This is a genomic window from Micrococcus sp. M4NT, assembly GCF_033790745.1.
In the GTDB taxonomy this organism is placed as follows: domain Bacteria; phylum Actinomycetota; class Actinomycetes; order Actinomycetales; family Micrococcaceae; genus Micrococcus.
In genome coordinates this window covers 24,386-48,773 of sequence record NZ_JAMYEH010000010.1, presented here as the reverse complement: position 1 = coordinate 48,773, position 24,388 = coordinate 24,386, and the positions used below count along the sequence as shown (strand labels likewise).

Below are 24,388 nucleotides of genomic sequence, written 5' to 3'. Positions count from 1 at the left end.
GTGGGCGCGCCCGTCTCCGACCCCGTCTCCACCCCCGCCTCCGACCTGGACCGCTACACCCGCACCGCCCTCGTGGCGTCCGGGAGGGTCATCGGCCGCTACTCCACCTCCTTCTCCTGGGCCTGCCGCACCCTTCCGGCCGCCCAGCGTCGGGACATCGCCGCGATCTACGCGATGGTGCGCGTGGCGGACGAGATCGTGGACGGCACCGCCGCGGCCGCCGGCGCGGACCCGGCCGAGGTGCGGGCCGCCCTGGACGGCTACGAGGCCGCGTGCGAGCGCGCCATGGCGAGCGGGTTCTCCACGGACCTCGTGCTGCACGCGTTCGCCGACGTGGCCCGCCGCCACGGGATCACCCCCGCGCTGACGGCCCCCTTCTTCGCCTCGATGCGCGCGGACCTGTCCACGAGCGAGCACGGCGAGGAGTCCCTGGCCCGGTACATCCACGGCTCCGCCGAGGTGGTGGGCCTGATGTGCCTGCGGGTGTTCTTCTCCCTGCCCGGCACCCGCGCGGACACCCCGGCCGGGCGGGAGCTGCTGACGTCGGCGGCGTGCCGGCTGGGAGCGGCGTTCCAGAAGGTCAACTTCCTGCGGGACCTGGCGGCGGACCACGACGGCCTGGGCCGCACCTACCTGCCCGGCGCCGCCCCGGAGGTCCTCACGGAGGAGCGCAAGGCCGAGCTCGTGGCGGACCTGCGCGCCGACCTCGACGCCGCCCTGCCCGGCATCCGCGCCCTCGACCCGCGGGCCGGCCGGGCGGTGCTGCTCGCGCACGGCCTCTTCGCGGAGCTGGCCCGCCGGATCGACGCCGCCCCCGCCGCCGAGCTGGCCTCCCGCCGCGTGCGCGTGCCGGACGCCGTGAAGGCCCGCATCGCCGCGCGCGTCCTGGGGGCGAGCGCCCTGTCCCGTGTCCGAGGAGGAACCCGATGAGCACCCGTCCGCGCCGCGTCGTCGTGATCGGCGGCGGCTTCGCCGGCCTGGCCACCGCGGGGCTGCTGGCCCGCGACGGGCACGCCGTCACCCTGCTGGAGCGCAACGCCGAGCTGGGCGGCCGCGCCGGGCGGTGGAGCGCCGCGGGCTTCGCGTTCGACACCGGACCCTCGTGGTACCTCATGCCCGAGGTGATCGACCGCTGGTTCCGGCTCATGGGCTCCTCCGCCGCCGAGCAGCTGGACCTGCGCCGCCTCGACCCGGCCTACCGCGTGTACTTCGAGGGGCAGGACGCCCCCGTGGACGTGGTCACGGGGGGCGCCGAGTCCGCCGCGCTCTTCGAGGGGATCGAGCCCGGCGCGGGGGCCCGGCTGGGGGAGTACCTCGACTCCGCCGCGCGCGTCTACGCCCTCGCCAAGCGCCACTTCCTCTACACCGACTTCCGCCAGCCGCTCGCCCTCGCGCACCCCGAGGTCCTGCGCGCCCTGCCGACGCTCGGCCCCCAGCTGCTCGGCGGGCTGCGCGAGCACGTCGCGGCCCGGTTCCAGGACCGGCGCCTGCGCCAGATCCTCGGCTACCCCGCGGTCTTCCTGGGCACCTCCCCGCGCCGCGCCCCGGCCATGTACCACCTCATGAGCCACCTGGACCTGGTCGACGGGGTCCAGTACCCGATCGGCGGATTCGCCGCCCTTGTCGACGCCATGGCGGACCTGGCACGGCAGGCCGGCGTCGAGATCCGCACCGAGGCGGAGGTCACCCGCATCGAGGTGGAGGACGCCCCGGCGCCCCGCACCCGCGCCGCGCGCGTGCGCGCCCGCCTGGCCTCCCCACGGCGACGCCGGCGCACGGGCCGGGCGACCGGCGTCGTCTGCCGGGACGCCGCGGGCACCGAGCGCCGCCTGGACGCCGACGCCGTGGTGGCCGCCGCGGACCTGCACCATGTGCAGACCGCGCTGCTGCCGCCGGCTCAGCGGGTGCCCGAGTCCGCATGGGACCGCCGCGACCCCGGCCCCTCCGGGGTGCTCGTGTGCGTGGGCGTGCGCGGCGCCCTGCCGCAGCTGCTGCACCACACGCTGCTGTTCACCGCGGACTGGGACGACAACTTCGGGCGCATCGAGTCCGGGCGCATGCTCGCGGACGACACCTCGATCTACGTCTCCCGCACCTCGGCCACCGATCCCGGCGTCGCGCCGGAGGGGGACGAGAACCTCTTCGTGCTCGTCCCCGCGCCCGCCGAGGTGGGCTGGGGCCGCGGCGGCATCCGCGTCCGCGACGGTGAGGGGTGGCGCGTGGAGGAGCCCGGCGACCCCGTGGTGGAGGCCGTGGCCGACCGCGCCCTCAACCAGCTCGCGCGCTGGGCGCAGATCCCGGACCTCGCCGAGCGGATCGAGGTGCGCCGCACCTACGGGCCCGGGGACTTCGCAGCGAACGTGAATGCGTGGCGCGGCTCCCTGCTGGGTCCGGGGCACACGCTGGCGCAGTCGGCCATGTTCCGCCCGCCCGTGCGGGACGCGGGCGTGGCCGGGCTCCTCCACGTCGGCTCCTCCGTGCGGCCGGGCATCGGGGTGCCCATGTGCCTCATCTCGGCGGAGATCGCGCGGGAGGCCGTGGGGGAGCACCTGGGCGTCCCCGCGCCCCGGCCCGGTGTCCCGCTGCCGGGGGAGTCCGCGCGGGAGGACCGCGCGTGATCCGCACCCTCTTCTGGGCCTCGCGCCCCGTCAGCTGGATCAACACGGCGTTCCCCTTCGCGGCCGCCGTGATCCTCACCGGCGGGCTGCCGGCGTGGCTCGTGGTGCTGGGCGCGGTGTTCTTCCTCGTGCCGTACAACCTCGCGATGTACGGCATCAACGACGTCTTCGACTACGCCTCGGACCTGCGCAACCCGCGCAAGGGCGGGGTCGAGGGATCAGTGCTCGCCGATCCCGCCGTGCGCCGGTCCGTCCTCGCGTGGTCCTCGCTGCTGCCCGTGCCGTTCGCGGCCGTGCTCGCGGGCTGGTCGATCGCGCGGGGCGAGTGGGCCGCCGTCGGGGTGCTCGTGGTGAGCCTGTTCGCGGTGGTCGCCTACTCGTGGGAGGGCCTGCGGTTCAAGGAGCACCCGTTCCTGGACGCGGCGACGTCGGCGACGCACTTCGTCTCCCCGGCCGTCTACGGGCTCGTGCTGGCCGGTGCCGCGTTCACCCCCGCCCTGGGGGCGCTGCTGGGCGCGTTCTTCCTGTGGGGGATGGCCTCGCAGATGTTCGGCGCGGTGCAGGACGTGGTCCCGGACCGCGAGGGCGGCCTGGCGTCCGTGGCCACCGTGCTCGGCGCCCGCCCCACGGTCTGGCTCTCGGCGGCGCTGTACGCGGCCGCGGGGCTGCTGATGCTGGGCACCGAGTGGCCGGGCCCGCTCGCCGGGCTGTTGGCGGTGCCGTACCTGCTCAACGTGCTGCGCTTCCGGGGCGTCACCGATGCGACGTCCGGTGAGGCCAACCGCGGCTGGAGGCTCTTCCTGCCGCTCAACTACGGCGTGGGGTTCGGCGTGACCATGCTGCTGATCGGCTGGGCGTTCGCGCGGGAGGGGGCGGCATGATCTACCTGCTGATCCTGCTGGGCGTGATCGGGTGCATGGCGCTGCTCGACCGCCGCTTCCGTCTCCTCCTGTGGCACCGCCCGGCGGCCGGCGCCGCGGTGCTCGCCGTGGGGCTGGCCTACTTCCTGGCGTGGGACGTGTGGGGGATCGCCGAGGGCGTGTTCCTGCACCGCGAGTCCCCGTACATGACGGGCGTGATGGTGGTGCCCCAGCTGCCCCTGGAGGAGTGCTTCTTCCTGCTCTTCCTGAGCTACATCACCATGGTCCTGTTCACGGGGGCCCTGCGGATCCTCGAGCACGTCAGGGGGAGGGGCGCATGACGTTCTGGGAGCTCAACGCGGTGTTCGTGGGCGCGGCGCTGGCCGCCGTCGCGGCGGCCGCGCTCACGGGGCGCCTGCGCCGCGCGCACGCCGCGGCCATGGCGGCGAGCGTGGTGGTGCTCTGGATCCTCACCGCGGTGTTCGACAACGTGATGATCGCCTCCGGCCTGTTCGACTACGGCCACGACCTGCTCTCCGGGCTCTACGTGGGCCTGGCCCCCATCGAGGACTTCGCGTACCCGCTGGGCTCCGCCCTGCTGCTCCCCGCGGTCTGGCTGCTGCTGACGGGCCGGCGCAGTGAGCACCGGGATGACCGGCACCGTGAGGACGGCCGCTGACGTGCTCCCCCTGCTGCCGGCCGACCTGCTGCGCGCCCTCGGCCTCGCCCTGATTCCGCTCGCGGGCGCCGAGGCCGGCTGGCCGTCCGCGGCCGTGATGTTCCTGGTGTTCGGCGCGCAGTGGCAGCTGCGCTGGCTCGCCGGCGGGAGCCTGCTGGACTGGGCCGGCCAGGCCGTGCTGCTGGCCGCGGGGTGGTTCAGCGTGATCGGGCTGTACCACCGCGTGGGATGGCTGGACGTGCTCACCCATGCGGCCGCCTCCGCCGTGATCGCCGCCCTCGTGGCGGTCACGCTGCGCTCGTGGCTGCGGCGCCGCGGCGTGGACGCGGGGGAGCTCGCGCGGCACGTCGGCCTCGGGCTGGCCCTGCTCGTGCTCACCGCCCTGACCGTGGCGCTCGGCGTGCTGTGGGAGATCGCCGAGTGGTGGGGCCACCACGCGGTCAGCGAGGAGATCGGCGTGGGCTACGACGACACCCTGGGCGACCTCACCGCGGACCTGGTCGGCGCACTGGCCGGCTCGGCCCTCGTGGTGCGGGCGGCGGCGCCGGCACCGGCGGCGGCTCCCGTGCGCTCGGCGGACGGCCCGTGAGCGCCTCCTCTGCCGCGGACGGCCACACCGTCAGCGTGGTCATCCCCGTCCTCGACGATGCGGCCCACCTGCGCGTGTGCCTCGCCCACCTCGCCCGGCAGACGCGGCCGGCGGACGAGGTCGTGGTGGTCGACAACGGAAGCCGCGACGACTCTGCGGCCGTCGCCCGGTCCTTCGGAGCGCGCGTGGTGGCCGAGCCCGAGCGCGGGATCCCGGCCGCGTCGGCCGCCGGGCTGGACGCCGCCGTCGGGAGCCTGCTGCTGCGCTGCGACGCAGACACCCGCGCCCCCGCGGACTGGATCGAGCGGATCGTGGCGCGCTTCGCCGCCGAGCCCGCGCTGGACGCCCTGACCGGGCCGGGCGTGTTCTACGACCAGCCGGGACGGCGCGGGCGCGTGCGATCGCGAGCCTACGCGGCCGCGTACCGGTGGGCGGCGGGCGCGGCGCTCGCGGGCACCCCGGTGTGGGGGTCGAACCTCGCGCTGCGGGCGGCGGCGTGGCGGGAGGTGAGCGGCCGCGTCCACCGGCGCCGCCCGGACGTGCACGACGACCTCGACCTCTCCTTCCACCTCGCCCTCGCCGGCCGCACGGTGCGGTTCGACCCGCAGCTGCGCGTGGGCGCGGCGGGGCGGATCTTCCACTCCCTCGGCGAGCGGGTGCGGCAGGGCCGCATGGCCGCCGCCACCCTGCGCGTCAACTGGGCGATCCTCCCGCCCGGTCTGCGGTGGGTGCGGCGGCTCAGCCCCGATCGCCCTCGCTCTCCTCGTTCTCCTCGCGGGTGGAGCGGTCCAGCGGGTTCTTCCTGATCGGCAGCCGGTCGGCGAGCACGCGCACGAAGCTGCGCGTGCGGGTCCGCTCGCCCCCGGTCTTGCGCCGCTGCGCCTCGGCCAGGATGTTGGCCGCCATCTCCGGGAAGACCACGGCGTGGAACGGGAGGATGGCCGTCCAGTAGGCGCGGCCCAGCAGGCCGTCCGGCATGAAGACGGCCCGCTGCCGGTACACGCAGCCGCCGCCCTCGCGGGGCTGCGTGGACAGCTGCAGCCAGGCCCGCCCGCCCGCGCGCATCTCCGCGCGCAGGGTGAGGCGGCGGCCGGGCTCGATGTCCTCCACGCGCCACCAGTCCACGACGTCCCCGCGACGCAGGTGGTCTGCGTCGCGGCGTCCGCGGGCCAGGCCGGGGCCGCCCAGGGCCTTGTCCATGACGCCGCGGATCCGCCACAGGTAGGGCGTGGAATACCAGCCGTTGGCCCCGCCCACGGACTCGATGACGGGCCAGACGTCCTCGGCGGCCAGGTCGGACTCGCGCTCGCGGTCGTCCGTGTAGACCGTGTGGCCGGTCCACTCGGGGTCGGAGGGCAGCGGCGCGGCCGGGTCGGCCACCGAGAACTCGTCCGCGTCCCAGATGACGTCCAGCGGGCCGGACTTCTCCCGGGCCAGCGCGCGGCGCACCGCCTCCCGGTAGTCCGTCAGGCCGCCCGGCGGGTCCGGGATGATCTCCGCCACCCGGTGGTCCGAGGTGACGGCGTCCTCCTGCAGGGAGGCCGCCAGCGGCATCGCCACGCCCACGGGGATCGGGGTGACCAGGCCGATCCACACGCCGGAGAGGTGCGCGGCGGGGATGGGCAGGGGGATCACGGTGCGCTTGGACAGGCCCGCCACTTCGGCGTACTCGGTCAGCAGCGAGGCGAACGCCTGGGGGGTGCCGTCTCCGATCTGGGCGCGGGCCTGCACGGGCTCGGGCAGGGCGCACGCCTGGGCGAGGTAGTAGAGGACGTCGCGGATGGCGATGGGCTCCACCATGTTCGTCAGCCACGTGGGGCCGGGCATCACGGGGAGGCGGTCCGAGAGGTGGCGGATCATCTCGTAGGACGTGGAGCCGGAGCCGATGATCACGCCGGCCTCGAACACGAGCGCGGGGGTCGCTGCCTCATCCAGGCGGCGGGCCACGAGCTCGCGCGAGCGCATGTGGTCCGAGAGCTCCTCCACCGGCTTCTCATCCGGGTGCAGGCCGGAGAGGTAGACGAGCTGGGCGACGCCGGCCTCGTCCGCCGCGGTGGCGACGACGTCGGCGATCCTCTGCTCGCGGGCCACGAAGTCGCCCTTGCCGCCCATCGAGTGCACGAGATAGAGCGCGGTGTGCACGTCCTCCATGGCGGCACGGACCTGCTCGGGCTCCGAGAGGTCCGACTGGACGACCTCCACCGCGTCCGACCACGGACGCCCCTGGAGGTCATCCGGACGGCGGGCGGCGGCGCGCACCGTGAAGCCCGCGGCGACGAGCTCGGGGATGAGGCGGCCGCCCACGTAGCCGGTGGCACCGGTGACGAGCACGCGGCGGCCGGCCCCCTCGGGGAGGGCGAGGCCGAGGAGGGAGTCGGGGCGGTCGGCGGAGGAGGTCATGGGATCACCCTAGAGAGCCCCCCGGACCCGAGACGAGAGCCCACGGGCGCGGTGTGGCCCACAGGCGTTCGCGACGGGGGAGTCCGCCGTGGGAAACTGTTCGCTATGGCCATCGCAGACTCCGGAGACGTCCTGCCGCACCTGCGCACCGAGGCCATCCGGGCCGTCGTCGGCTCCACGATGGCCGACCGCGGGTTCGAGATCGCGGCGCGCGGCGCCGTCGGCCGCCTGCGCTACGACGCCGGCCAGGGGCTCCTCACCGCGTCCGTCCAGGGCTCGGCGCCCAGCCCCTACCGCGTGCGGGTGCACGTGCAGGAGGCGTTCGCCCCCGGCGAGGACGCCCCGGCCCAGGCGGAGCCCGTCGGCGGGCAGTGCACGTGCCCGGTGGGGACGGACTGCAAGCACGTGGCCGCCGTCCTCTACCAGGTGGTCCGCCTCGACGCCGGCGGGGCCCTCGACGACGCGCGCCGCAAGCTCGCGGACATGGTCACCACGGCCGACGCCCTGCCCGTGCCGCCCTCCTCGGACCCCGACGCCGTGGCTGCCGCGGCCCGGGAGCGCTCGGCCGCCCGCGGCACGGGCCTCGACTGGCGCCGCGTCATGGAGCCCCTGGCCGGGCTCGACGCCCCGCGCCGGCTCGGGGCGGCCCCGCCGCTGGGGATCGGCGTGGAGCTCGTGGCCGAGTCCTCCCGCAACGTCTACGCCCAATGGGGCCCCGCGCCCGCGGGCGAGGAGCACCTGCGGGAGGGCCGCCCGCTGTACGTGATCGTCCGCCCCCTCAGGCGCGGTGCGAAGGGCACGTGGATCAAGGGCGGACTGACCTGGCGGAACTTCCAGTTCGGCCGCGCCGAGTTCGCCCCCGCCCAGGAGCGCGCGCTGCGCCTGATCTGGCGCCAGCTGCAGGCCGAGGACTCCTACCCCACGGACGCGTGGTTCGGCCTGCACGCCTTCGACTCCCCGCGCATCTGGCAGCTGCTCGCCGAGGCGCAGGAGGCCGGCGTCGAGCTGGTGCCCCAGGGCCTGCTGGACGAGGTGGTGCTGGAGGCGCCCGCCGCCGTCGGGCTGGACGTCACGCGCGGCCCGGACGGCGGGCTGGAGGTGACGCCCGCGCTGGGCGGGCTCGCGGGCGGCATGGCCGGGGTGCACACCGTGGGCGGGGTGGGCTTCTACCGCGTCACCCACGACGACGGCGCCTACACGCTGCACCTGATCCCCGTCGAGGCCCCGGTGCCGGACGCGGTGCAGCAGCTCGTGCTCGCGGGCGAGCCCGTGCGCGTGCCCGCCGCCGACCGGGACGAGTTCCTCACCCGCGTGTACCCGCGGCTGCGTGCCGCCCTCGAGGTGGCCAGCCCCGACGCGTCCGTGGAGCTGCCCGAGTTCGAGCCCCCCGTGCTGCGCCTGCGCGCCGACTTCCAGAAGGACCACCGCCTCGTGCTGCGCTGGTCCTGGCTGTACTTCGACCCGCCCCGCGAGCTCGGGATGAACCCGGCGGGGGACACCCTGCGGGACGTCCGCCATGAGGACGCGGTCCTGCGCGCCGCCGCCGAGGCCTGGCCCCGGGCGGGCCGGGCCGAGGAGCAGGTGCTCGAGGGCGTGGCCGCGGCGCGCTTCTCCGAGACCGTGCTGCCGCAGCTGCAGCAGCTGGACCACGTGCGCGTGGACGTGCGCGGCGAGCGCCCCGAGTACCGCGAGCTGACGTCGGCGCCGCGGATCGAGGCGAGCACCACCGCCGCCCGCAACGACTGGTTCGACCTGGGCGTGCAGGTCTCCGTGGACGGGCACGTGCTGCCGTTCGCGCAGCTGTTCACCGCCCTCGTGCAGGGGCAGAGCTCGCTGATCCTCTTCGACGGCTCCTACCTCTCCCTCGACCATCCGGCGTTCGAGCGGCTGCGCGCGCTGCTCTCCGAGGCCGCCACGCTGCAGGAGTGGACCCCGGAGAACCCGTCCGTGTCCCGGCATCAGGTGGGGTTCTGGGAGGAGCTCAAGGAGCTCGCCGACGAGACGACGGAGGATCCCGCGTGGACCGCCGCCGTCGGCCGCCTCGCCGCCATGGAGCGCCTGCCCGAGGCGCCTGAGCCCGCGGGGCTGCAGGCGGACCTGCGCCCGTACCAGCAGGAGGGGCTGCGCTGGCTGCACTTCCTGTACGAGCAGGACCTCGGGGGGATCCTGGCCGACGACATGGGCCTCGGCAAGACCGTGCAGACTCTCGCGCTCATGGCGCACGCCCGCGCCGCGCACCCCGGCCGCGCGCCGTTCCTGGTGGTGGCGCCGAGCTCGGTGGTGTCCGTGTGGGCCGCGGAGGCGGCCAAGTTCACCCCCGGCCTGGACGTGCGCGTGCTGGACACCACCACGCGCAAGCGGGGAGCGGACGTGGAGACGGCGGTGGCCGGCGCCGACGTCGTGGTGACGAGCTACACCCTGCTGCGGATCGACGCCGCCCAGTACGGGAGGGTGACGTGGGGCGGCGTGGTCTACGACGAGGCGCAGTTCCTCAAGAACCGCGCCTCCAAGGTGCACACCGTGGCCCGGGACCTGCCCGCCCCGTTCCGGCTGGCCATCACGGGCACGCCCATGGAGAACTCGCTCAGCGACCTCTGGGCGCTGCTCGCCGTCGTCGTGCCGGGGCTGTTCCCGAGCCACCGCCGGTTCCGCGAGGCGTACGTGACGCCCATCGAGTCCGGGGAGCACCCGGAGCGGATGGCGGCCCTGCGCCGCCGCGTGCGCCCGTTCATGCTGCGCCGCTCCAAGGAGCTCGTGGCCAAGGACCTGCCGCCCAAGCAGGAGCAGGTGCTGCGCGTGGAGCTCGAGCCGAGCCATCGCAAGGTGTACGACCGCGTGCTGCAGCGCGAGCGCCGCAAGGTGCTGGGGCTGCTGGGCGACGTGGACGGCAACCGCTTCACCATCTTCAAGTCGCTCACGCTGCTGCGCATGCTCGCGCTCGCGCCGCAGATCGTGGAGGGGGAGTACGCCTCCATCCCCTCCTCGAAGCTGGAGTGGTTCCTGGACGACCTCACGGAGATCCTCGCCGAGGGCCACCGCGTGATCGTGTTCAGCCAGTTCACGAGCTTCCTGAAGGTGATCGCCGAGGAGCTGGACGCCATGGAGGTGGAGCACGCCTACCTCGACGGCGGCACGCGCGGCCGCGCCGAGGTGATCCGCGGCTTCCGGGAGGGCGAGGCGCCGGTGTTCCTCATCTCCCTCAAGGCCGGCGGCTTCGGCCTGACCCTGACCGAGGCCGACTACGTGTTCCTCATGGACCCGTGGTGGAACCCCGCCGCCGAGGCACAGGCGGTGGACCGCGCACACCGCATCGGCCAGGAGCGCACCGTGATGGTCTACCGCATGGTCTCCGAGGGGACGATCGAGGAGAAGGTCCTCGAGCTGCAGCGACGCAAGGCCGAGCTGTTCGGGGCGCTCGTGGACGAGTCCGACGACTCCGGCGCCGGCGCGTTCACGGACTCGTTGACGGCCGACGACATCCGGGAGCTGCTCGGCGCGGACGACTGACCCCCGCCGACGAGACGCTTTCGTTCGGGAAACGGCACGTGCCGGGACGCTTTCGTTCGGGAAACGGCGCTCCCGGCCGCGGGCGGTGCGGACCCATCGCGAATCCGCTGCGGTTCTGACCCTTCTGGGAGCCGAATCGGCGGTCAGAAGGGTCACAACTGCAGTGGATTCTCTTTGGGTCTCGTCTATGGTCGCCCTGCGATGGAAATCTGTTGACTCTCGATAGATGATCATCGAGACTCAAGCCATGAACCGCACTCTTGCCCTGGCCCTCCAAGTCCTGTCCGTCGTCGGGATCCTCGGGATCCTGGCCCTCCAGGTGTGGGCGATCCCCGCCGTCGCCGCCTCGATGGCCGCGGAGTACCCCGAGTTCGCCTTCGCGCAGTGGCCGCTGACCGTGGCGCTGATCGCCGCCCTCGTGGCGATCCAGGTGGCCCTGGCCGCCGTCGTGCGCCTCCTCGGCCTGGTCCGGGCCCACGAGATCTTCCGCGGGGCGGGGCTGCGGTGGACGGCCGTGATGATCGGCGCGCTCGCCGCGGCGTGGGGGATCGTGGCCGTCACGACGGTCTGGCAGACCGCCGCCGGCGCGTCCAACCCGGGCCTTCTTCTCCTGGAGCTGCTCGCCCTGCTCGTCGGCGGCGCGGTGATCCTGCTGCTCGTGGTCATGCGCGGCCTGCTCGCGGACGCGACCGCGCTGCGCGTCGAGATGGACGAGGTGGTCTGAGCGTGCCGATCGTGGTGAGGATCGACGTCGAGCTGGCCCGCCGCAAGATGGGGGTCGCCGAGTTCGCGGAGCGGGTGGGCATCACCCCGGCCAACGTGGCCGTGCTGAAGAACGGGCGCGCCAAGGCCGTGCGGCTGGCCACGCTCGACGCGATGTGCCGGGTCCTGGAGTGCCAGCCCGGCGACCTGCTGGAGTGGGTGCCGGACGAGGACCACGACGACGACGGCGCCGACGACCACTGACCCCTCCTCACGAATCCACTGCGGTTCTGACCCTTCTGGAGCCCTGAATGGAGCTCAGAAGGGTCAGAACTGCAGTGGATTCCCGGTGGGTGGATGTTTCGCCGCCCTGCCCCACAATGGAGCCCATGATCCGCGTCGAGCAGGCCCCCGCCGCCCACGAGCGCGACTGGCGCTGGCTCGACGAACCGGCCCCCGCCGTCGTCAGCGGCCTGGCGCTCGCCGCGCTGCACGTGACCAGCGGCGCCGGCGGCGGGCTCCTGACCGCGGTGCCCGGGGCGACGACGGCGGCCGGGCTCCTCGCGCTGCTGGCGGTGCTCCTGGTGGTCGAGTCGGCGGAGCGGGCGCGTCCGTCCGGGCCGACGCTGCCCCGGCGGTCCCTCCTGTGGCTCGCCGCGGTGCCGGGGGTGGCGTCCGCGGGCGCGCTGCTGGCGCCGAACCCCTCCCTGACCCCGCTGCTGGCGCTGCCGGCCGCGGTGGTGGGGGCCGGCGTCGCGGACCGGCTGGACGCCCGCTGGCCGCTGGTGCTGTCCGCCCTGGCCGGCGCCGCCGCCCAGCCCACGCTCCTGCGGGCGGTGGATCCCGCGCCGGCCGGGGTCCTGGTCCTCAACGGGCTGATCATGTCGGTGGTGGTGCTGATCCTGCTGACGGTGATGACGTGGCTGCGGGCGCGCTCGCCCGGGGGCCGGCTGCACCGGCGGGGGGAGTTCGAGGACGGCCACGACGACGACGGCGGCCCCGGCCGGGCGTGAAGGCCGCGGCTCAGTCCGCGTCGTCGTGGAGGTGCTCCGAGCCGATGGCATCCCCCAGGAGGTCGAGGTCGATCGGCTCCCCGGCGCGGATCACGCTGAGGCGGCCGCTGGCCTCGAGGATGACCGCCTGGACCTCGCCGAGGTGGCGCACCCCGGCTGCGCGGAGGGCCGTGTTGAGGTGGCCGCGGGTGACGCGCCCGCGGCGCGCCTGGTCGGCGAGGACTCGGCCGCGGGCCACGATCACGCGGGCGCGGCCGCCCATCGTACGGGCGCCGCGCACGGTGCCGGTGAGGGTGCCGAAGACCGCCTCGAGCACGGCGAGCGTGGTCAGCCCCACGACGCCCGCGGCCAGCGTGGGCGGGTGTCCCAGGATGACGCGGCCTGCCACAGCGCCGAACATCAGGGCCACCACCGTGTCGAACACCGAGAGCCCCGTGATCAGCCGCGCGCCGAACACCCGGAGCAGCAGGAGTGCCGTGAGGTAGATCCCGAGTGCGCTGAGCACCACCACCGGGACCCGCCACAGCTCCATCCCCAGGTGCTCCGTCAGCGCGGCGGGCCACCCCTGGGGCGGTGTCCAGCCCAGCACGGGGGCGACGGCGGAGGCGGGGTGGGCGGCGGACATGCGCCCATCCTCCCAGGGGATGTCGCAGGGGCACGTGTTGAGAATGGATCGCAACAGCGTTTAGTGTGAACGGGTCGCAACAAGCCTGAGCCGCACCGACTGGAGACCCCATGACCCCGCACCCGCAGCGCCGTTCCCGCCGCGCCGCCTCCACGTTCACCGCCACCCTCGCGGCCGCCGCCGTCGCGCTCACCGCGTGCTCGGACGGCACCGGGTCCGCCGGCCCGACGCCGTCCCCCGCCCCTGCCCTCGCCTCCGGATCCACCTCCGGATCCGACGCCGCCTCGTCCGTGCCCGAGTCCGACTGGGTGGACCCGACCGAGTCCACCGAGGTGACCACCGTGACCCCGCGCATCCTGCTCTCCCACCAGGACGGCCTCACCCTGCTGGACGCCGAGTCCGGCGAGGTGGTGACGGAGCAGGCCGTCCCCGGGTTCAAGCGCCTGGCCAACGCCGGCAACGGCAAGGACGTCATGGTCGTTACCGGCCACGGCTGGGAGGTGTTCAACGCCGGCATCCAGGCGAAGGCCCACGGCGACCACGTCCACACCTACGAGTCTGAGCCGGGCATGACCGGCGTGACGTTCCCCGGCGACCACGCCGGGCACGTGGTCACGCACAACGGCCAGACCACGCTCTTCGCGGACGGCACCGGCAGGATCCAGACCTTCGAGTCCGCCCACCTGGACAAGGCCACGTGGGACCTCATGCCCGTGATGGAAGAGACCACGACGACGGCCCCGCACCACGGCGTGGCGCTCGAGCTGGCCGACGGGTCGCTGCTGACGACGCAGGGCACCGCGGACTCCCGGGACACCGTGCAGGTGATCGACCGCGCGTCCGGTGAGGTCATGGCCGAGACCGACGACTGTCCCGGGGTCCACGGAGAGGCCGCCGCACAGCCGACGGAGGCGGGCGACGTCGTCGTGCTGGGCTGCGAGAACGGGCCAGTGGTGTATCGCGACGGCGAGTTCCACAAGGTGCCGGCCGAGGGGTACGTGCGCAACGGCAACCTCGCCGGGCTGGAGTCCTCACCCGTGGTGCTGGCCGACCGGAAGGTCGAGGGGACGAAGGTCGACGGCGAGGAGACCGAGCGGCCCACCGCCGTCGACCTGATCGACGCCCACACCGGTCGGGTGACCACCGTCGAGCTCGGCTCCTCCTACTGGTTCCGGTCTCTGGGCCGCGCCGAGAACGGCTCCGGTGTGGTGCTCACCTACGACGGCGAGCTCACCGTGATCGACGAGGAGACCGGCGAGATCACCGCCGAGCACCCCGTGATCGCGCCGTGGCGGGAGAAGGACGAGTGGCAGGAGCCCGGCCCGATCCTGAAGGTCGCCGGGCACACCGCCTACGTCACCGACGCCGAGAACCGGAAGCTCGTGGCCGTGGACCTGGAGACCGGCGAGAAGGTCCTCGAGGAGGACCTGGAGTTCGCGCCCGTCGAGATGGCCGTGGTCACCGGCGAGCCCGAGTCCATGACGCCGGGGCAGGGCGCGGGGCATGCCTCCGACGCCGCGCATGAGGGGCACGATCACTGATCGTGCCGAACAGGCGGGCGTGACCGTGGGTCACCTCGCCTCATCTGGCCCGGGGCCGGCGTCGTGCGGGTGCCGCTCGAGGAGCCGGCCCCGTGCCGGCGGACCTGCCCGGTGCACGCCGCCGGGCATGCGCGAGCGGCGGCCTGGGCTGCGGGCGCGGCGGGTCAGCTGGGGTCTGGGCCCGGCGGCGGCGGGGTGAGCTCGTGGCCGGTGTGCGCCACGATCTCCTGGAGCGCGGCGAGGTGACCGAGGAACGCGGCCCGGCCGGCGTCGGTGAGGCCGACCCAGGTGCGGGGGCGCCCGATCGCCTGACGCTGCTTGCGCGTGGTGAGGTACCCGGCCTCGGCGAGCGCCTTGAGCTGCTTGGAGAGCAGCGACTCGGAGATGTCCACGACCTCGCGGAGCAGGGCGAACTCCATCTCCACGCTCGAGTCCAGTGCCGCGCAGATGCGGAAGCGCGTGGGCTGGTGGATCAGGTCGTCGAAGCGGGCGGCGGGGGTCACGAGAGGGATCGTGCCATGCCCTGCGTCTCGGTGAGGCGGCGGGCGGTCCGGTGTGCGCTCCAGCGCAGGAACACGAACCCGACCACGAACAGCAGGGCGGCGACGCCGACGACGGCGGCGGTGCCGGGCCGCTCGGGGATAAGCCGATCGGCCCCGAATGCGATGGCGATGATGCCTCCCAGCACGAGAACCGTGCCCCAAATCGACTGGATGTCCCTGACGATGCCGCGGCGGCGCTGGCGGGCCTCGAACATGAGGGAGAGGACCGTGAAGAGGGCCGCGCCGACAAGAGTGCCCCACAGCGTCCGGCTGGTGAGGCCCACGACCATCACGGCCATGCCGGCGGCGGCCAGGGCGTCGATCCACCAGGGCTCGACGCCGGCGTACGCGGCACGGCGGTGCGTCTCGCGTGCGTCGTCGAGCGCGGCGGAGGCGTCGTCGGGCGTCGGGCGACGTGCAGGCTCCTGGGCAGGGTCGGCGGGAGGGGTGCGGTGCGGGTCGCGGGGGACGTTGCTTTCCATGTGTTCAAGTATATGACTTGAACACATGGAAAGCAATGGTCCGGCCGAGGTCATGCGTCGGCACGCGGGCGCAGCGGCGTCGAGGTCACCGCCACTTCGGCGCGGGCGGCGTCCAGGCCCGGAGTCCGGCCAGTGCCTCCGCGGGGGAGTCCGCCACCACGAGCGCGTCCCGGTCCTCGGTGCGCACGAACCCGGCGGCCGCCATGTGGTCCAGCATGGCCAGCAGGGGCGCCCAGTAGTCGCGCCCGACCAGGCCGATCGGCTTGGCATGGAGGCCCAGCTGCTGCCACGTCCACGCCTCGAACAGCTCGTCCAGGGTGCCCGCGCCGCCCGGCAGCGCCAGGAAGCCGTCGGCCAGCTCCGCCATGCGCGCCTTGCGCTCGTGCATCGAGTCCACCACGTGCAGCTCGGTGAGCCCCGCGTGGCCGATCTCCCGGTCCACCAGGTCCTGGGGCATCACCCCGACGACGTCGCCGCCCGCCTCGAGCGCACCGTCCGCCACGGCGCCCATCAGCCCGACCTTCCCGCCCCCGTACACGAGGGCGACGCCGGCGCCCGCCAGCTCCGCCCCGAGCGCGCGGGCCAGGCGGGCGTGGGCGGGGTCGACGCCGTCGCGGGCCCCGGTGAACACGGCGACCGCGCGCAGGGGATGCGGGCGCCGGCCGTCGGGGTGGGTGAGCGCGGGGAGGATCGCCTCAGAGAGCAGCGGGGCCAGGTCGCCGGGCAGGGGAGCGTCGAGGTCGAGCCAGCGCAGCTCCGCGATCTCCGCCGCGGGGGAGATCCGGGAGAGGAGGTCTGCGTCGGCGGGCCGGGCCGTCGCGCTGTGGCCCGCGGCGGGCCCGTGCCGGAACACCGTGGCACGCACGAGGTGGCCGGGCTCGTTGGCGGCGGCCGTCTCGAAGACACCGAGCTCGGTCAGGGCCGCCGGGTCCAGGCGCAGGCCGATCTCCTCGTGCGCCTCGCGGACGGCCGCGTCGAGGGCGGACTCGCCGGGCTCGGGCTTGCCGCCCGGGAGCATGAAGCGGTCCGTGCCGCGCTTGCGCACGGTGAGCAGGCGGCCGGCGGTGTCGAAGAGCAGGACGGCGCTGACGGTGATGATCGGCTGGGGCACGCGGCCACTGTAGTGCGGGGCGGTGGGGGCTGGGCGCTGTCACAGCCCGGCCGTCGCTCAGCCGGCGGGGACGGTCGGGGCCTCGCCGCGCACCTGCCGCAGCACCTCGGGCGCGACGGCGGCGGCCCAGTCCTCGTAGCCGGCGCCGTTCGGATGGAACAGATCCCGGGCCAGGCGGCTGACCTGGTGCTTCAGGTTCCGCCGCCACGTGGCCGCGTGCACGTCCGCCACGCCGAGCCCGTGCCGCGCGGCCACTCGCCGCACCACCGTGTTCGCCCGCCGCACGCGGGATTCGAACGGCGGGATCCGGAACGTCGGCACGAGGCCGAGCGTGGCGCCGGCGGGCAGGGCGCGGGCGATCTGCTCGAGCGGCTCCTCGAACGCCGCCTCGCGGAACCGCCAGGCCCACGTGACGTCGTTGCCGCCGACGACGCACGTGACCGCCTCCGCGCCGCTCACCGGCATCTGCGGGAGCTGGTCCGCGAGGACGTCCTTCGCCATGGCCCCGCTGACGGCGAGGTTCACCACGCGCACGGGCCGGCCGATCTCGGCCGCCACGCGCTCGGCCACCTGCGCCACGTAGGTGCGCTCCACGCTCTCGGCCCCGATCCCGACGGCGGCCGAGTCGCCCAGCACCACCCACGTGAGTGCGTCGGGGTCCTCGCGCGCGGCGAGGGTGCGCCAGTGGGCGCGGTAGTCGGCATCGTGCACGGCCTGCCAGCCGGAGGGGGAGGGCATGGGCGCCAGGCTACCGGCGGGCGCGGGGCGGACACGCGCAGGAGGGGCTCGACGCAGCGGCCGCCGTGCGCCAGGGTTCGGGCATGACGTTCCTGCGGGCCGTGGGCCGCTTCTACGGGCGCTACGCGCAGTTCGGCGGCCGAGCCGGACGCGCGGAGTTCTGGTGGGCCGTGCTGCACCTGTTCCTGCTGAGCATCGTGGTCACCGTGCTGTTCGGTGCCCTCGGGGCGGAGACGTCGGCGCCCGGCGCCCCGTCGTTCGCGTTGCCCGCCGTCGGGGTCACCGGCCTCACCTTCCCGCCCCTGGATTGGATGACCGCGATCTACCACGACGTCTCCGGTGTCCTCGGCCTGCTGCACATCGTCCCCATGCTGTCCCTCACGGCCCGCCGCCTGGGCGACGCCGGCCTCACCCCCGTCTGGATGCTCCTGGGCCTGATCCCGGGGCTCGGCGCGATCGCGCTGTTCGTGATGGTGCTGCAGCCGTCCTTCCCGGGCAGGGACAGGGCGGACGTGGCGCCGGGGGATCCGGTGCTGCGCCGGTGAGACCGCCCGCTCTGCCCAGGACCGCATCCAGAGGACGCGGCCCTGCCCACCGGGTGAGGTCTGGTCGAGCGGTCCGACCCGTCAGGCCGCCCGCGCGGCGGCGTCCACCCCACTGACCTGCCCCGGGCCCGCCGGCGCGGTGCGGCGGTACCAGTCGAGGCAGAGCAGCGCGATCAGCACCAGGTCGATATAGTCGCCCCCGTAGTACATGAGCTGGGCGCCCTCCTGGGCCTCCGCCGCCCCGACGCCCGCCGGCGGGTGCGCGTAGACGTGCTTCGAGAGGATCGCGTGCAGGGCGAGGAAGCCCACCAGCACGCCCGCTCGCAGCGGATGCCCGTGGGGGTGCGGCGCCGGATCCACCTGCAGCATCGCGGCGGTGAACACCCACCCGGCCAGGAGCACGTGCCCGTGCACCACCAGGTGCCCCACCGCGGAGGCGTGCATCCACCCGTGCAGGGGCGTGGTGTAGAGCAGCCACAGTCCGCCGATGTTCAGCACCGCCGCCACCACCGGATGCGAGACCGCCCGCACGTACGGCGTGGACAGCACGCGGGAGAGCCGCCGCGCCCACACCACGGGCAGGCCCCGCAGGGCGACGGTCACCGGCGCGGACAGCACCAGCAGCACCGGGGCCAGCATGCCCAGCAGCAGGTGCCCCCACATGTGCGCCACGAAGTCGTGATGGCCGGCCACCCCCAGCGGCCCCACCGCGACGACGCCGGCCACCACGCCCGCCGCCGCGCTCAGGGTGCGCGCGTCGGACCAGGTGCGGCCCCGGCGCCGTCCGGCGCGGACGAGCAGCACGTACAGGATCAGGAAGAGCAGCAGGGCGCCGCCGATGACGACGCCGGCCAGCGGGAACGGCGCGTTCGCCGCCTCGGCGCCGAGGCCGTGCTCATGCACGGGCGGCCGCCGCGGCCTTTCGGGAGCCCCGCCGCCACGCCAGGACGCCGATCACCAGGAAGGCGAGGGCGATGGCCATCCACACGAGGTCGTACACGAGGATGTCCTCCACGGGCGGGTACGGGCCGGTGCCGCGCAGCTCGGTGGGGATAACCTCGTACCGGATCTGGTGGATCCGCAGGAGCTTGTGCTGCACCGTCCCGTCCCAGGCCTGGAAGGCGCCGGCGCCGATCAGCACGGCAGGCCACCACCGTCCCACGCCGGGCCCGCCCTGACGGCGCACGTCCGCGAAGAGGAACAGCCCGGCCACGGCGGCGAACCACCCGAAGGCATGGAAGAGCCCGTCCGAGACGAGTCCGACGGCCGTGGTGGAGCGGTCGTAGAAGTGGTGCCAGTGCAGGAGCTGGTGCAGCACGGTCTCGTCGACGAAGGCGGCCACGCCCACCCCGAAGAGGAGCCCGGACACCAGCAGTCGGCGGTGGAGGTCGGGGGCGGAACGGCCGACGGGGCGAGCCGTGGCGGAGAGGGAGGCCATGGGGCCCACGGTAGCGCCAGGCCGCGGGGATGCGCAGATCAGGGGCGCGTTGCGGGCTCGCCGTCCAGCACGCGGTCGACGACGCCGGCCACCTCCGCCCGATCCGCGGCCCCCAGCCCGAGCAGGGGGCGGGGCAGGCACCCGGGCGCGGTGAGCCGGAGGTGCTCGGCGGCCGCGGCGGTCACGCGCAGGCTCCCGTGCCGGGCGAACAGGTCCCACAGCGGGGCCAGCCGCTCCGACTCGGTGAGGGCGTCCTCGACCCGGCCCTCCCGGACCGCGCGCGTGATCTGGACGGCGGGCTCCGGCAGCGTCCCGGCGATCACGGAGAACCACGTGTCGCAGCCGGCGATCAGCCCTGTGGCGCCGAACGCGTCCCCGGAGACGCCCACGCCCACGTGCGCCGGCACCGCGGCGCGGATCTCCGCCACCCGCTCCGCCGCGGCCCGCGGGTCCACGGGCACGCCCGGGATCTTCAGGGACACGACGCCGGGCAGCGCCGCCACGCGCCCGTACAGGGCCGTGCTGAACGTGAAGCGCGTGGTGCCCGGGTTGTCGTAGACGACCACGGGCAGCTCCGTGGCGGCGGTGACGTCCGCGTAGAGGTGCGCGACGTCGTCGTCGGTGAGGGGCTGGTAGGACTGCGGCGCGAGCAGCAGCCCCCGCGCCCCGGCCGCGGCGGCGTCCTCCGCGAAGGCGAGGGCGTGGGCGGTGCGCAGTGCGCTCACCCCGGCGTGCACGGGCACGTCCCCGGCGGCGTCGACGGCGAGGCGCACCACGCGTGACCGCTCCGCGCGGTCCAGGTAGGCGCCGGAGCCGGTGGAGCCGAGGACGGTGATGGCGTCGACGCCGGCGGCGGCCAGGCGCTGGACGATCCGGACGAGGGCGGGCTCGTCGAGGCGGTCGTCCCGCAGGGGAGTCAGGGGGAAGGCGTCGAGCGCGGCGGTGGGCATGGGGGAAGGCTAGTGGGGCGGGCCGGGCCGTTGACGTGCGGGGGCGCCCGCGGGTGGACTGTTGCCTTCATCCCCGTGTGCCCCAGGAGGCCCCCATGTCAGATCAGCTCGAGCAGGAGATCGACGACGCCGCGGCGGCGATCGTCGACGCGTTCCGGTCCAACGACGAGGAACGCTACTTCTCCGGGTTCGCCCCGGAGTGCAGCTTCGCCTTCCACACGGACCGGGAGATGCTCTTCGGTCGGGATGCATGGCGCTCGGCGTGGCGGGAGCTGCGCGAGTCGGGGTGGCGCGTCGTCGACTGCCGCTCCCTCCGCACCCACGTCCAGCCGATCGGCCGGGACGGCGGGGTCTTCCTGCACGAGCTGGAGACCACCGCCGAGCAGGACGGCCGCCGCGAGACGTACCGTGAGCGCGAGACGATCGTCTTCGAACGCCGGAACGGGCGCCTGACCGCCGTGCACGAGCACCTCTCCCCGGTGCCCGTCGAGGCCGATGCGACCGACGGGGAGGGCGCCCGATGAGCACCGCGGCGGGCGCGACCGGCGCCGTTGCCTCTGCCGACGCGATGGCCGACCCGCCGGTGCGGGGCACCCTGGGTGGTCTTCGCATCGGACTGATCTGGCTGGCGGCCAACCTGGTGGTCACCACCCTCCTGACCGGCACGCTCTTCGTGCCGGGCGTCCCGTTCGCCGAGGCCCTGGGGTGGATCGTCCTCGGCACGGTCCTGGGCGCGATCGTCCTCACCCTGGTCGCGGTCATGGGCGTGCGCACGGGGCTGCCCACCATGGCGCTGACCCGGGGGTCCTTCGGCCTGCGCGGCTCGATCGTCCCCGCCGTGGCCAATGTGGTCCTCCTGATGGGGTGGTCCTGGGTGCAGGCCATGCTGGCCGGCATCTCCCTGAATGCCCTCGTGGAGCAGTGGACCGGATTCTCCAACCCGGCGCTCTTCTCCGCGCTCTGCCAGGCGCTGGTGGTGGGCCTGGCGATCTTCGGGCACGAGGGGATCGCGAAGGTGGAGCCGTGGTTCGCCGTGGTCATCCTCGGGATCATGGCGTGGATCTTCGCCACCGCCTTCGGCGCCCACGCGCCCGCGGAGTACCTCGCCATCCCCGCCGACCCGGAGGGGTACGACGGCATCACCGTGTTCGACATCGTCCTCTCCACGGCCGTCTCCTGGACCGTGCTCTCCGCCGACCTGACACGGTCCGCCCGCACCCAGGCCGGTGGCGCGATCGGGGCGGGCGTGGGCTACACGCTGTCCACCGTCGTCGCCATGACCCTCGGTCTCACCGCGGCGTCGTTCGTCCTCCTCGAGGGCGGCGAGGTGCTGCCCTTCGACCCGACCCTGCTCATCGGCTCGTTCGGCGCTCCGGTGGCGATCGCCATGTTCCTCTCGGTGATGGCCACCAACACGATGGTCATGTACGGGATGACGGAGTCCGTGCGCCACGCGCTGCCGCGCACCCGGCCGCTGCCGTTCATGCCGACCGCCCTGGGCCTGGGCGTGGTGGGCGTGATCGGGGCGACCTGGCTGGGTCTGCTGGAGCGGTTCACGGCCTTCCTGTCCCTGATCGGGGCCCTGTTCATCCCCGTGTTCGCGATCATGATCGTGGACTACTACGTGGCGCGTCGCGGCGTGTACCGGGCCGACATCCTGCGGCACTCCGGGGGCGCCTACTGGTTCCGCGGCGGGTGGAACCCGGGCGCTCTGGCCGTGTGGGTCCTGGGTGCGGTGGCCTACCTGCTGTTCTACTTCGTGATCCCGACCCCGGTGGGCGCGGCGCTGCCCACGTTCGCCGTGGCCGCGCTCCTGTACTGGGCGTGGACGCGGGTCGCCGGCATCCGGGAGGCCCCGGACGCGCGGTCCCAGCACCTCGCGGACGCCGTCCGCTCCCCGGCCGCGGCGGACGAGCAGGCGGTCGTCGAGGGCGGGGCCGGCCATGGGCGCGCCTGACGGGGTGAGGCTGGTCGATCTCAGCCATCGACTGACCTCGGGCGGGACGGTGTTCCCGGGGGACCCGGAGATCCGGCTCGCCCCGGCCGCACAGATCGACGCCGACGGGTTCGCCGTCACCTCGGTGACGATGGGGTCCCATTCGGGCACGCACGTGGACGCGCCCAGCCACACCGTTCCCGGCGGGCGGACGATGGACGGCGTCGACGTGGCCCGCCTGATCGGCCGGGCGCACCTGCTGCGCGTGCCGGACGCGACCCCCCGGCAACGGATCGGCATGGAGCTGCTGGAGGGCCAGCTGGCCGCGCTGCCCGACGACGCCCGGATCGTCCTCCTGGTCACCGGCTGGGACCGGTTCTGGGGCGGCGCCGCCTACCTCGACCATCCGTTCCTCGACGCCGCCGTGGGGGAGCACCTGCGGGATCGAGGCGTGGACGTGCTGGGCGTGGACACCCTCAACCCGGACGAGACCGCCCCCGACGGGTCCGCACCGCTGCCGGTGCACGAGGCGCTGCTCGGGGCCGACCGACTCATCATCGAGAACCTCCGCGGGCTCGCCGACCTGCCGGCGTCGGTCACGAGCCTCGAGCTCACGGCCCTGCCCCTCCCGCTCGGCGGCGCGGACGGGGCGCCGGTGCGGGCGATCGCCACGATCCCCGCGGAGGCGTCCACGGACTGAGCCCGTCCCTGACTATGAGCGACTGGTGCTCGAGGGCTGACCGACGCGGGCCTCGCCGGCGGCCGCCCGCTCCGCCGCCCAGGCGGCCTTCTGCCGTTCCGAGCGTCGGTGGTTGCGCACCGCGACCACGCCGAGCACCAGGCCGAGGAGTACGGGCTTCCAGACCTCGTCGTACTCCAGCACCGTCCGCAGCCAGCCGGGCAGCGGGGGGACGTCGATCTCCCACGCGGGAAGCCGGGGCGCCGGCAGGTGGATCTGCGGCATGGTCGGCACGGGCAGGTGGATCCGGGGGAGGCGGAACTCCGGCAGGTCCACCTGCCAGTCCGGCAGCAGCCGCGCCAGGAGAGGGAAGAGCACCAGGAAGAGGATGGCCCCGCCGGCCTTCCCGAGTCCGCCCATCAGCGGATAGAGGATCCGCTTCACGCTGCTGGACTCCATGGCGGCCTGCCGGCGGGCGCCCCGCGAACCGGGCGGCGGGTCGAACTCCACCACGGACGAGCCCTCGCGGAACTGCACGGAGAGGATGTCGCCCAGGGCGTTCGCCTGGACCCTCAGGCGCCGCAGGTTCGACGCCGGGTTCGACTCCAGCGTGGAGAAGCCGTCCTTCTCCGTCTTCGGGTTCTTCAGTCGGACCTCTCCCACACCGGTGCGCGGGTAGCGGCCGGTGACCTCGCCGTCGATGCGCACCTGCAGCCGCAGCGGCGGGTTCTTCATCCGGGCCCGCACGCGGTCACGGAGCGGAGCGTCCAGGGGAGCCCGCTCGCCGGCGCGCACAGGGGCCGACTCGGCGGACCCGTCGACGGCGTCGTCCCCCTCCGGCTGCGGCCAGCCCGGGTCGTCGGCGAGGAACTCGGCGTCGAACCCCTGCCGCAGCTCGAGTCGGCCGTGCTGCGGGTGGTCGAGGGTCCAGATCTCCACGGCTCAGCGCCTCCGCCGGAGCCGGCCGCCGAGCGCGCCGCCGAGGCGGCTCAGGGCCAGCACGCCGAGCGCGTAGATCCAGGTGCCGTCGTGGGTGTACATCCCCAGTCCGAGCAGGGCGAGGATCGCCGTGAGCACGGGGAACGCCCACGTGCCGCGGAACACGACGCCGTCGATCGCCCCGAGCGTCAGCGCGCCGACGGTCAGGAGGGCGAGCAGGGCCGCCGTGGCGGTCTCGGCCGGCAGTACGACGCCGAGGGCGAACGGGGCCGCCAGGTAGGCGACCGCCGCGAGGGCGTAGGGCCACGCCTGCGCAGCGGTGCGGTCCGGCGGAGCGCTCGCGGCGGAGACGGGCGTCACCTCTGCCGGGGCCGGTGCGGGGGTGGTCTCGGTCATGCCCCGAGGTTAGGTGCTGTACAGGGAAGCCGAGGACCGTCGGAAGGTGGGGACTGTCCCGGCGGACCCGCGACTTTCGGTGGAGGCGGGGGCGTCGA

Annotated in this window: 27 protein-coding genes; 16 read left to right on the top strand and 11 right to left on the bottom strand. The window is 74.5% G+C overall.

The genetic code is table 11. The features are described 5' to 3' along the window. From NJC10_RS08400 to NJC10_RS08370, 7 genes are read left to right on the top strand one after another with little or no spacing between them, the layout of a single operon-like run. The gene (locus tag NJC10_RS08400) at window positions 1–930 is read left to right on the top strand and encodes a phytoene/squalene synthase family protein (RefSeq protein WP_319075894.1); all 930 of its coding nucleotides are present in this window, start codon (window positions 1–3) and stop codon (window positions 928–930) included. Further along, window positions 927–2,618 carry a phytoene desaturase family protein gene (gene crtI, locus NJC10_RS08395; RefSeq protein ID WP_319075892.1) on the top strand — a complete coding sequence of 564 codons (1,692 nt, stop codon included), beginning with the start codon at window positions 927–929 and terminating at the stop codon, window positions 2,616–2,618. The genes NJC10_RS08400 and crtI overlap by 4 nt, the downstream gene beginning before the upstream one ends. Then, entirely contained in the window at window positions 2,615–3,499 is an 885-nt protein-coding gene (locus NJC10_RS08390; protein WP_319075890.1) for a prenyltransferase, read from the top strand. The genes crtI and NJC10_RS08390 overlap by 4 nt, the downstream gene beginning before the upstream one ends. Beyond that, window positions 3,496–3,819: a lycopene cyclase domain-containing protein gene (locus NJC10_RS08385; protein ID WP_282442579.1), complete on the top strand. Its 324-nt coding sequence runs from the start codon at window positions 3,496–3,498 to the stop codon at window positions 3,817–3,819. Before NJC10_RS08390 ends, NJC10_RS08385 begins: the two co-directional genes overlap by 4 nt. After that, window positions 3,816–4,157, top strand: coding sequence for a lycopene cyclase domain-containing protein (locus NJC10_RS08380; RefSeq protein ID WP_248115703.1), 342 nt, complete (start codon window positions 3,816–3,818; stop codon window positions 4,155–4,157). Before NJC10_RS08385 ends, NJC10_RS08380 begins: the two co-directional genes overlap by 4 nt. Further along, window positions 4,141–4,746 carry a hypothetical protein gene (locus NJC10_RS08375; RefSeq protein ID WP_319075885.1) on the top strand — a complete coding sequence of 202 codons (606 nt, stop codon included), beginning with the start codon at window positions 4,141–4,143 and terminating at the stop codon, window positions 4,744–4,746. The genes NJC10_RS08380 and NJC10_RS08375 overlap by 17 nt, the downstream gene beginning before the upstream one ends. Continuing rightward, window positions 4,743–5,552: a glycosyltransferase family 2 protein gene (locus NJC10_RS08370; protein WP_319075883.1), complete on the top strand. Its 810-nt coding sequence runs from the start codon at window positions 4,743–4,745 to the stop codon at window positions 5,550–5,552. The genes NJC10_RS08375 and NJC10_RS08370 overlap by 4 nt, the downstream gene beginning before the upstream one ends. Here the strand turns inward: NJC10_RS08370 and NJC10_RS08365 are convergent. After that, window positions 5,485–7,146 carry an SDR family oxidoreductase gene (locus tag NJC10_RS08365; RefSeq protein WP_319075881.1) on the bottom strand — a complete coding sequence of 554 codons (1,662 nt, stop codon included), beginning with the start codon at window positions 7,144–7,146 and terminating at the stop codon, window positions 5,485–5,487. The two genes, NJC10_RS08370 and NJC10_RS08365, sit on opposite strands and share 68 nt — an antisense overlap. A 105-nt stretch (window positions 7,147–7,251) precedes the next feature. Here NJC10_RS08365 and NJC10_RS08360 point away from each other — a divergent pair, with 105 nt between their 5' ends. The 4 genes from NJC10_RS08360 (at window position 7,252) to NJC10_RS08345 (ending at window position 12,368) form a co-directional block, all read left to right on the top strand. Next, window positions 7,252–10,653, top strand: a complete 3,402-nt coding sequence (locus NJC10_RS08360) for an SNF2-related protein (protein WP_319075879.1) — start codon at window positions 7,252–7,254, stop codon at window positions 10,651–10,653. A 247-nt stretch (window positions 10,654–10,900) separates the two neighbouring features. Next, window positions 10,901–11,377 carry a DUF2975 domain-containing protein gene (locus NJC10_RS08355; RefSeq protein ID WP_319075877.1) on the top strand — a complete coding sequence of 159 codons (477 nt, stop codon included), beginning with the start codon at window positions 10,901–10,903 and terminating at the stop codon, window positions 11,375–11,377. Window positions 11,378–11,379: 2 nt separating this feature from the next. Then, window positions 11,380–11,619, top strand: a complete 240-nt coding sequence (locus tag NJC10_RS08350) for a helix-turn-helix domain-containing protein (protein ID WP_248115697.1) — start codon at window positions 11,380–11,382, stop codon at window positions 11,617–11,619. Window positions 11,620–11,744: 125 nt separating this feature from the next. Next, a complete protein-coding gene (locus NJC10_RS08345; RefSeq protein WP_319075875.1) occupies window positions 11,745–12,368 on the top strand; it encodes a hypothetical protein in 624 nt (207 codons plus the stop codon). A gap of 10 nt (window positions 12,369–12,378) precedes the next feature. Here the strand turns inward: NJC10_RS08345 and NJC10_RS08340 are convergent, their stop codons facing one another. Beyond that, window positions 12,379–12,993 carry a DUF421 domain-containing protein gene (locus NJC10_RS08340; RefSeq protein ID WP_248115695.1) on the bottom strand — a complete coding sequence of 205 codons (615 nt, stop codon included), beginning with the start codon at window positions 12,991–12,993 and terminating at the stop codon, window positions 12,379–12,381. A gap of 110 nt (window positions 12,994–13,103) precedes the next feature. On the opposite strand from NJC10_RS08340, the gene NJC10_RS08335 reads away from it, so the two are divergent. After that, entirely contained in the window at window positions 13,104–14,534 is a 1,431-nt protein-coding gene (locus NJC10_RS08335) for a PQQ-binding-like beta-propeller repeat protein (protein ID WP_319075873.1), read from the top strand. A 164-nt stretch (window positions 14,535–14,698) separates the two neighbouring features. Here NJC10_RS08335 and NJC10_RS08330 read toward each other — a convergent pair whose 3' ends face one another. From NJC10_RS08330 to NJC10_RS08315, 4 genes are all read right to left on the bottom strand, one after another. Beyond that, a complete protein-coding gene (locus tag NJC10_RS08330) occupies window positions 14,699–15,037 on the bottom strand; it encodes a transcriptional regulator (protein ID WP_319075872.1) in 339 nt (112 codons plus the stop codon). Next, the gene (locus tag NJC10_RS08325; RefSeq protein ID WP_319075871.1) at window positions 15,034–15,558 is read right to left on the bottom strand and encodes a hypothetical protein; all 525 of its coding nucleotides are present in this window, start codon (window positions 15,556–15,558) and stop codon (window positions 15,034–15,036) included. The genes NJC10_RS08330 and NJC10_RS08325 overlap by 4 nt, the downstream gene beginning before the upstream one ends. 85 nt (window positions 15,559–15,643) lie before the next feature. Continuing rightward, a complete protein-coding gene (locus NJC10_RS08320; RefSeq protein ID WP_319075870.1) occupies window positions 15,644–16,669 on the bottom strand; it encodes a TIGR00730 family Rossman fold protein in 1,026 nt (341 codons plus the stop codon). Between the two features lie 57 nt (window positions 16,670–16,726). After that, window positions 16,727–17,407 (bottom strand): SGNH/GDSL hydrolase family protein, encoded by a 681-nt coding sequence (locus NJC10_RS08315; RefSeq protein ID WP_319075869.1) that lies wholly within the window; start codon window positions 17,405–17,407, stop codon window positions 16,727–16,729. 83 nt (window positions 17,408–17,490) lie between these two features. Between NJC10_RS08315 and NJC10_RS08310 the strand changes: the two genes are divergently transcribed. After that, window positions 17,491–17,952 carry a DUF805 domain-containing protein gene (locus NJC10_RS08310; protein WP_319075867.1) on the top strand — a complete coding sequence of 154 codons (462 nt, stop codon included), beginning with the start codon at window positions 17,491–17,493 and terminating at the stop codon, window positions 17,950–17,952. An 81-nt stretch (window positions 17,953–18,033) separates the two neighbouring features. On the opposite strand, the gene NJC10_RS08305 is transcribed toward NJC10_RS08310, so the two are convergent. The 3 genes from NJC10_RS08305 to NJC10_RS08295 are packed head-to-tail and all read right to left on the bottom strand — an operon-like array spanning window position 18,034 to window position 20,340. Beyond that, entirely contained in the window at window positions 18,034–18,855 is an 822-nt protein-coding gene (locus NJC10_RS08305) for a cytochrome c oxidase assembly protein (RefSeq protein ID WP_319075865.1), read from the bottom strand. Continuing rightward, entirely contained in the window at window positions 18,848–19,390 is a 543-nt protein-coding gene (locus tag NJC10_RS08300; protein WP_319075863.1) for a DUF2243 domain-containing protein, read from the bottom strand. The genes NJC10_RS08305 and NJC10_RS08300 overlap by 8 nt, the downstream gene beginning before the upstream one ends. Window positions 19,391–19,428: 38 nt before the next feature. Beyond that, entirely contained in the window at window positions 19,429–20,340 is a 912-nt protein-coding gene (locus NJC10_RS08295) for a dihydrodipicolinate synthase family protein (protein WP_319075862.1), read from the bottom strand. Window positions 20,341–20,435: 95 nt separating this feature from the next. Between NJC10_RS08295 and NJC10_RS08290 the strand changes: the two genes are divergently transcribed. From NJC10_RS08290 to NJC10_RS08280, 3 genes are read left to right on the top strand one after another with little or no spacing between them, the layout of a single operon-like run. Further along, window positions 20,436–20,864 (top strand): nuclear transport factor 2 family protein, encoded by a 429-nt coding sequence (locus tag NJC10_RS08290; protein WP_319075860.1) that lies wholly within the window; start codon window positions 20,436–20,438, stop codon window positions 20,862–20,864. Then, entirely contained in the window at window positions 20,861–22,297 is a 1,437-nt protein-coding gene (locus tag NJC10_RS08285) for a purine-cytosine permease family protein (RefSeq protein ID WP_319075858.1), read from the top strand. Before NJC10_RS08290 ends, NJC10_RS08285 begins: the two co-directional genes overlap by 4 nt. Before the next feature lie 4 nt (window positions 22,298–22,301). Beyond that, the gene (locus tag NJC10_RS08280) at window positions 22,302–22,976 is read left to right on the top strand and encodes a cyclase family protein (protein ID WP_319075857.1); all 675 of its coding nucleotides are present in this window, start codon (window positions 22,302–22,304) and stop codon (window positions 22,974–22,976) included. 12 nt (window positions 22,977–22,988) lie between these two features. Here NJC10_RS08280 and NJC10_RS08275 read toward each other — a convergent pair whose 3' ends face one another. Together NJC10_RS08275 and NJC10_RS08270 are read right to left on the bottom strand one after the other, a co-directional pair. Further along, window positions 22,989–23,894, bottom strand: a complete 906-nt coding sequence (locus NJC10_RS08275) for a hypothetical protein (protein ID WP_319075856.1) — start codon at window positions 23,892–23,894, stop codon at window positions 22,989–22,991. 3 nt (window positions 23,895–23,897) lie between these two features. After that, window positions 23,898–24,290, bottom strand: a complete 393-nt coding sequence (locus NJC10_RS08270) for a hypothetical protein (protein WP_319075855.1) — start codon at window positions 24,288–24,290, stop codon at window positions 23,898–23,900. Window positions 24,291–24,388: the final 98 nt, after the last annotated feature.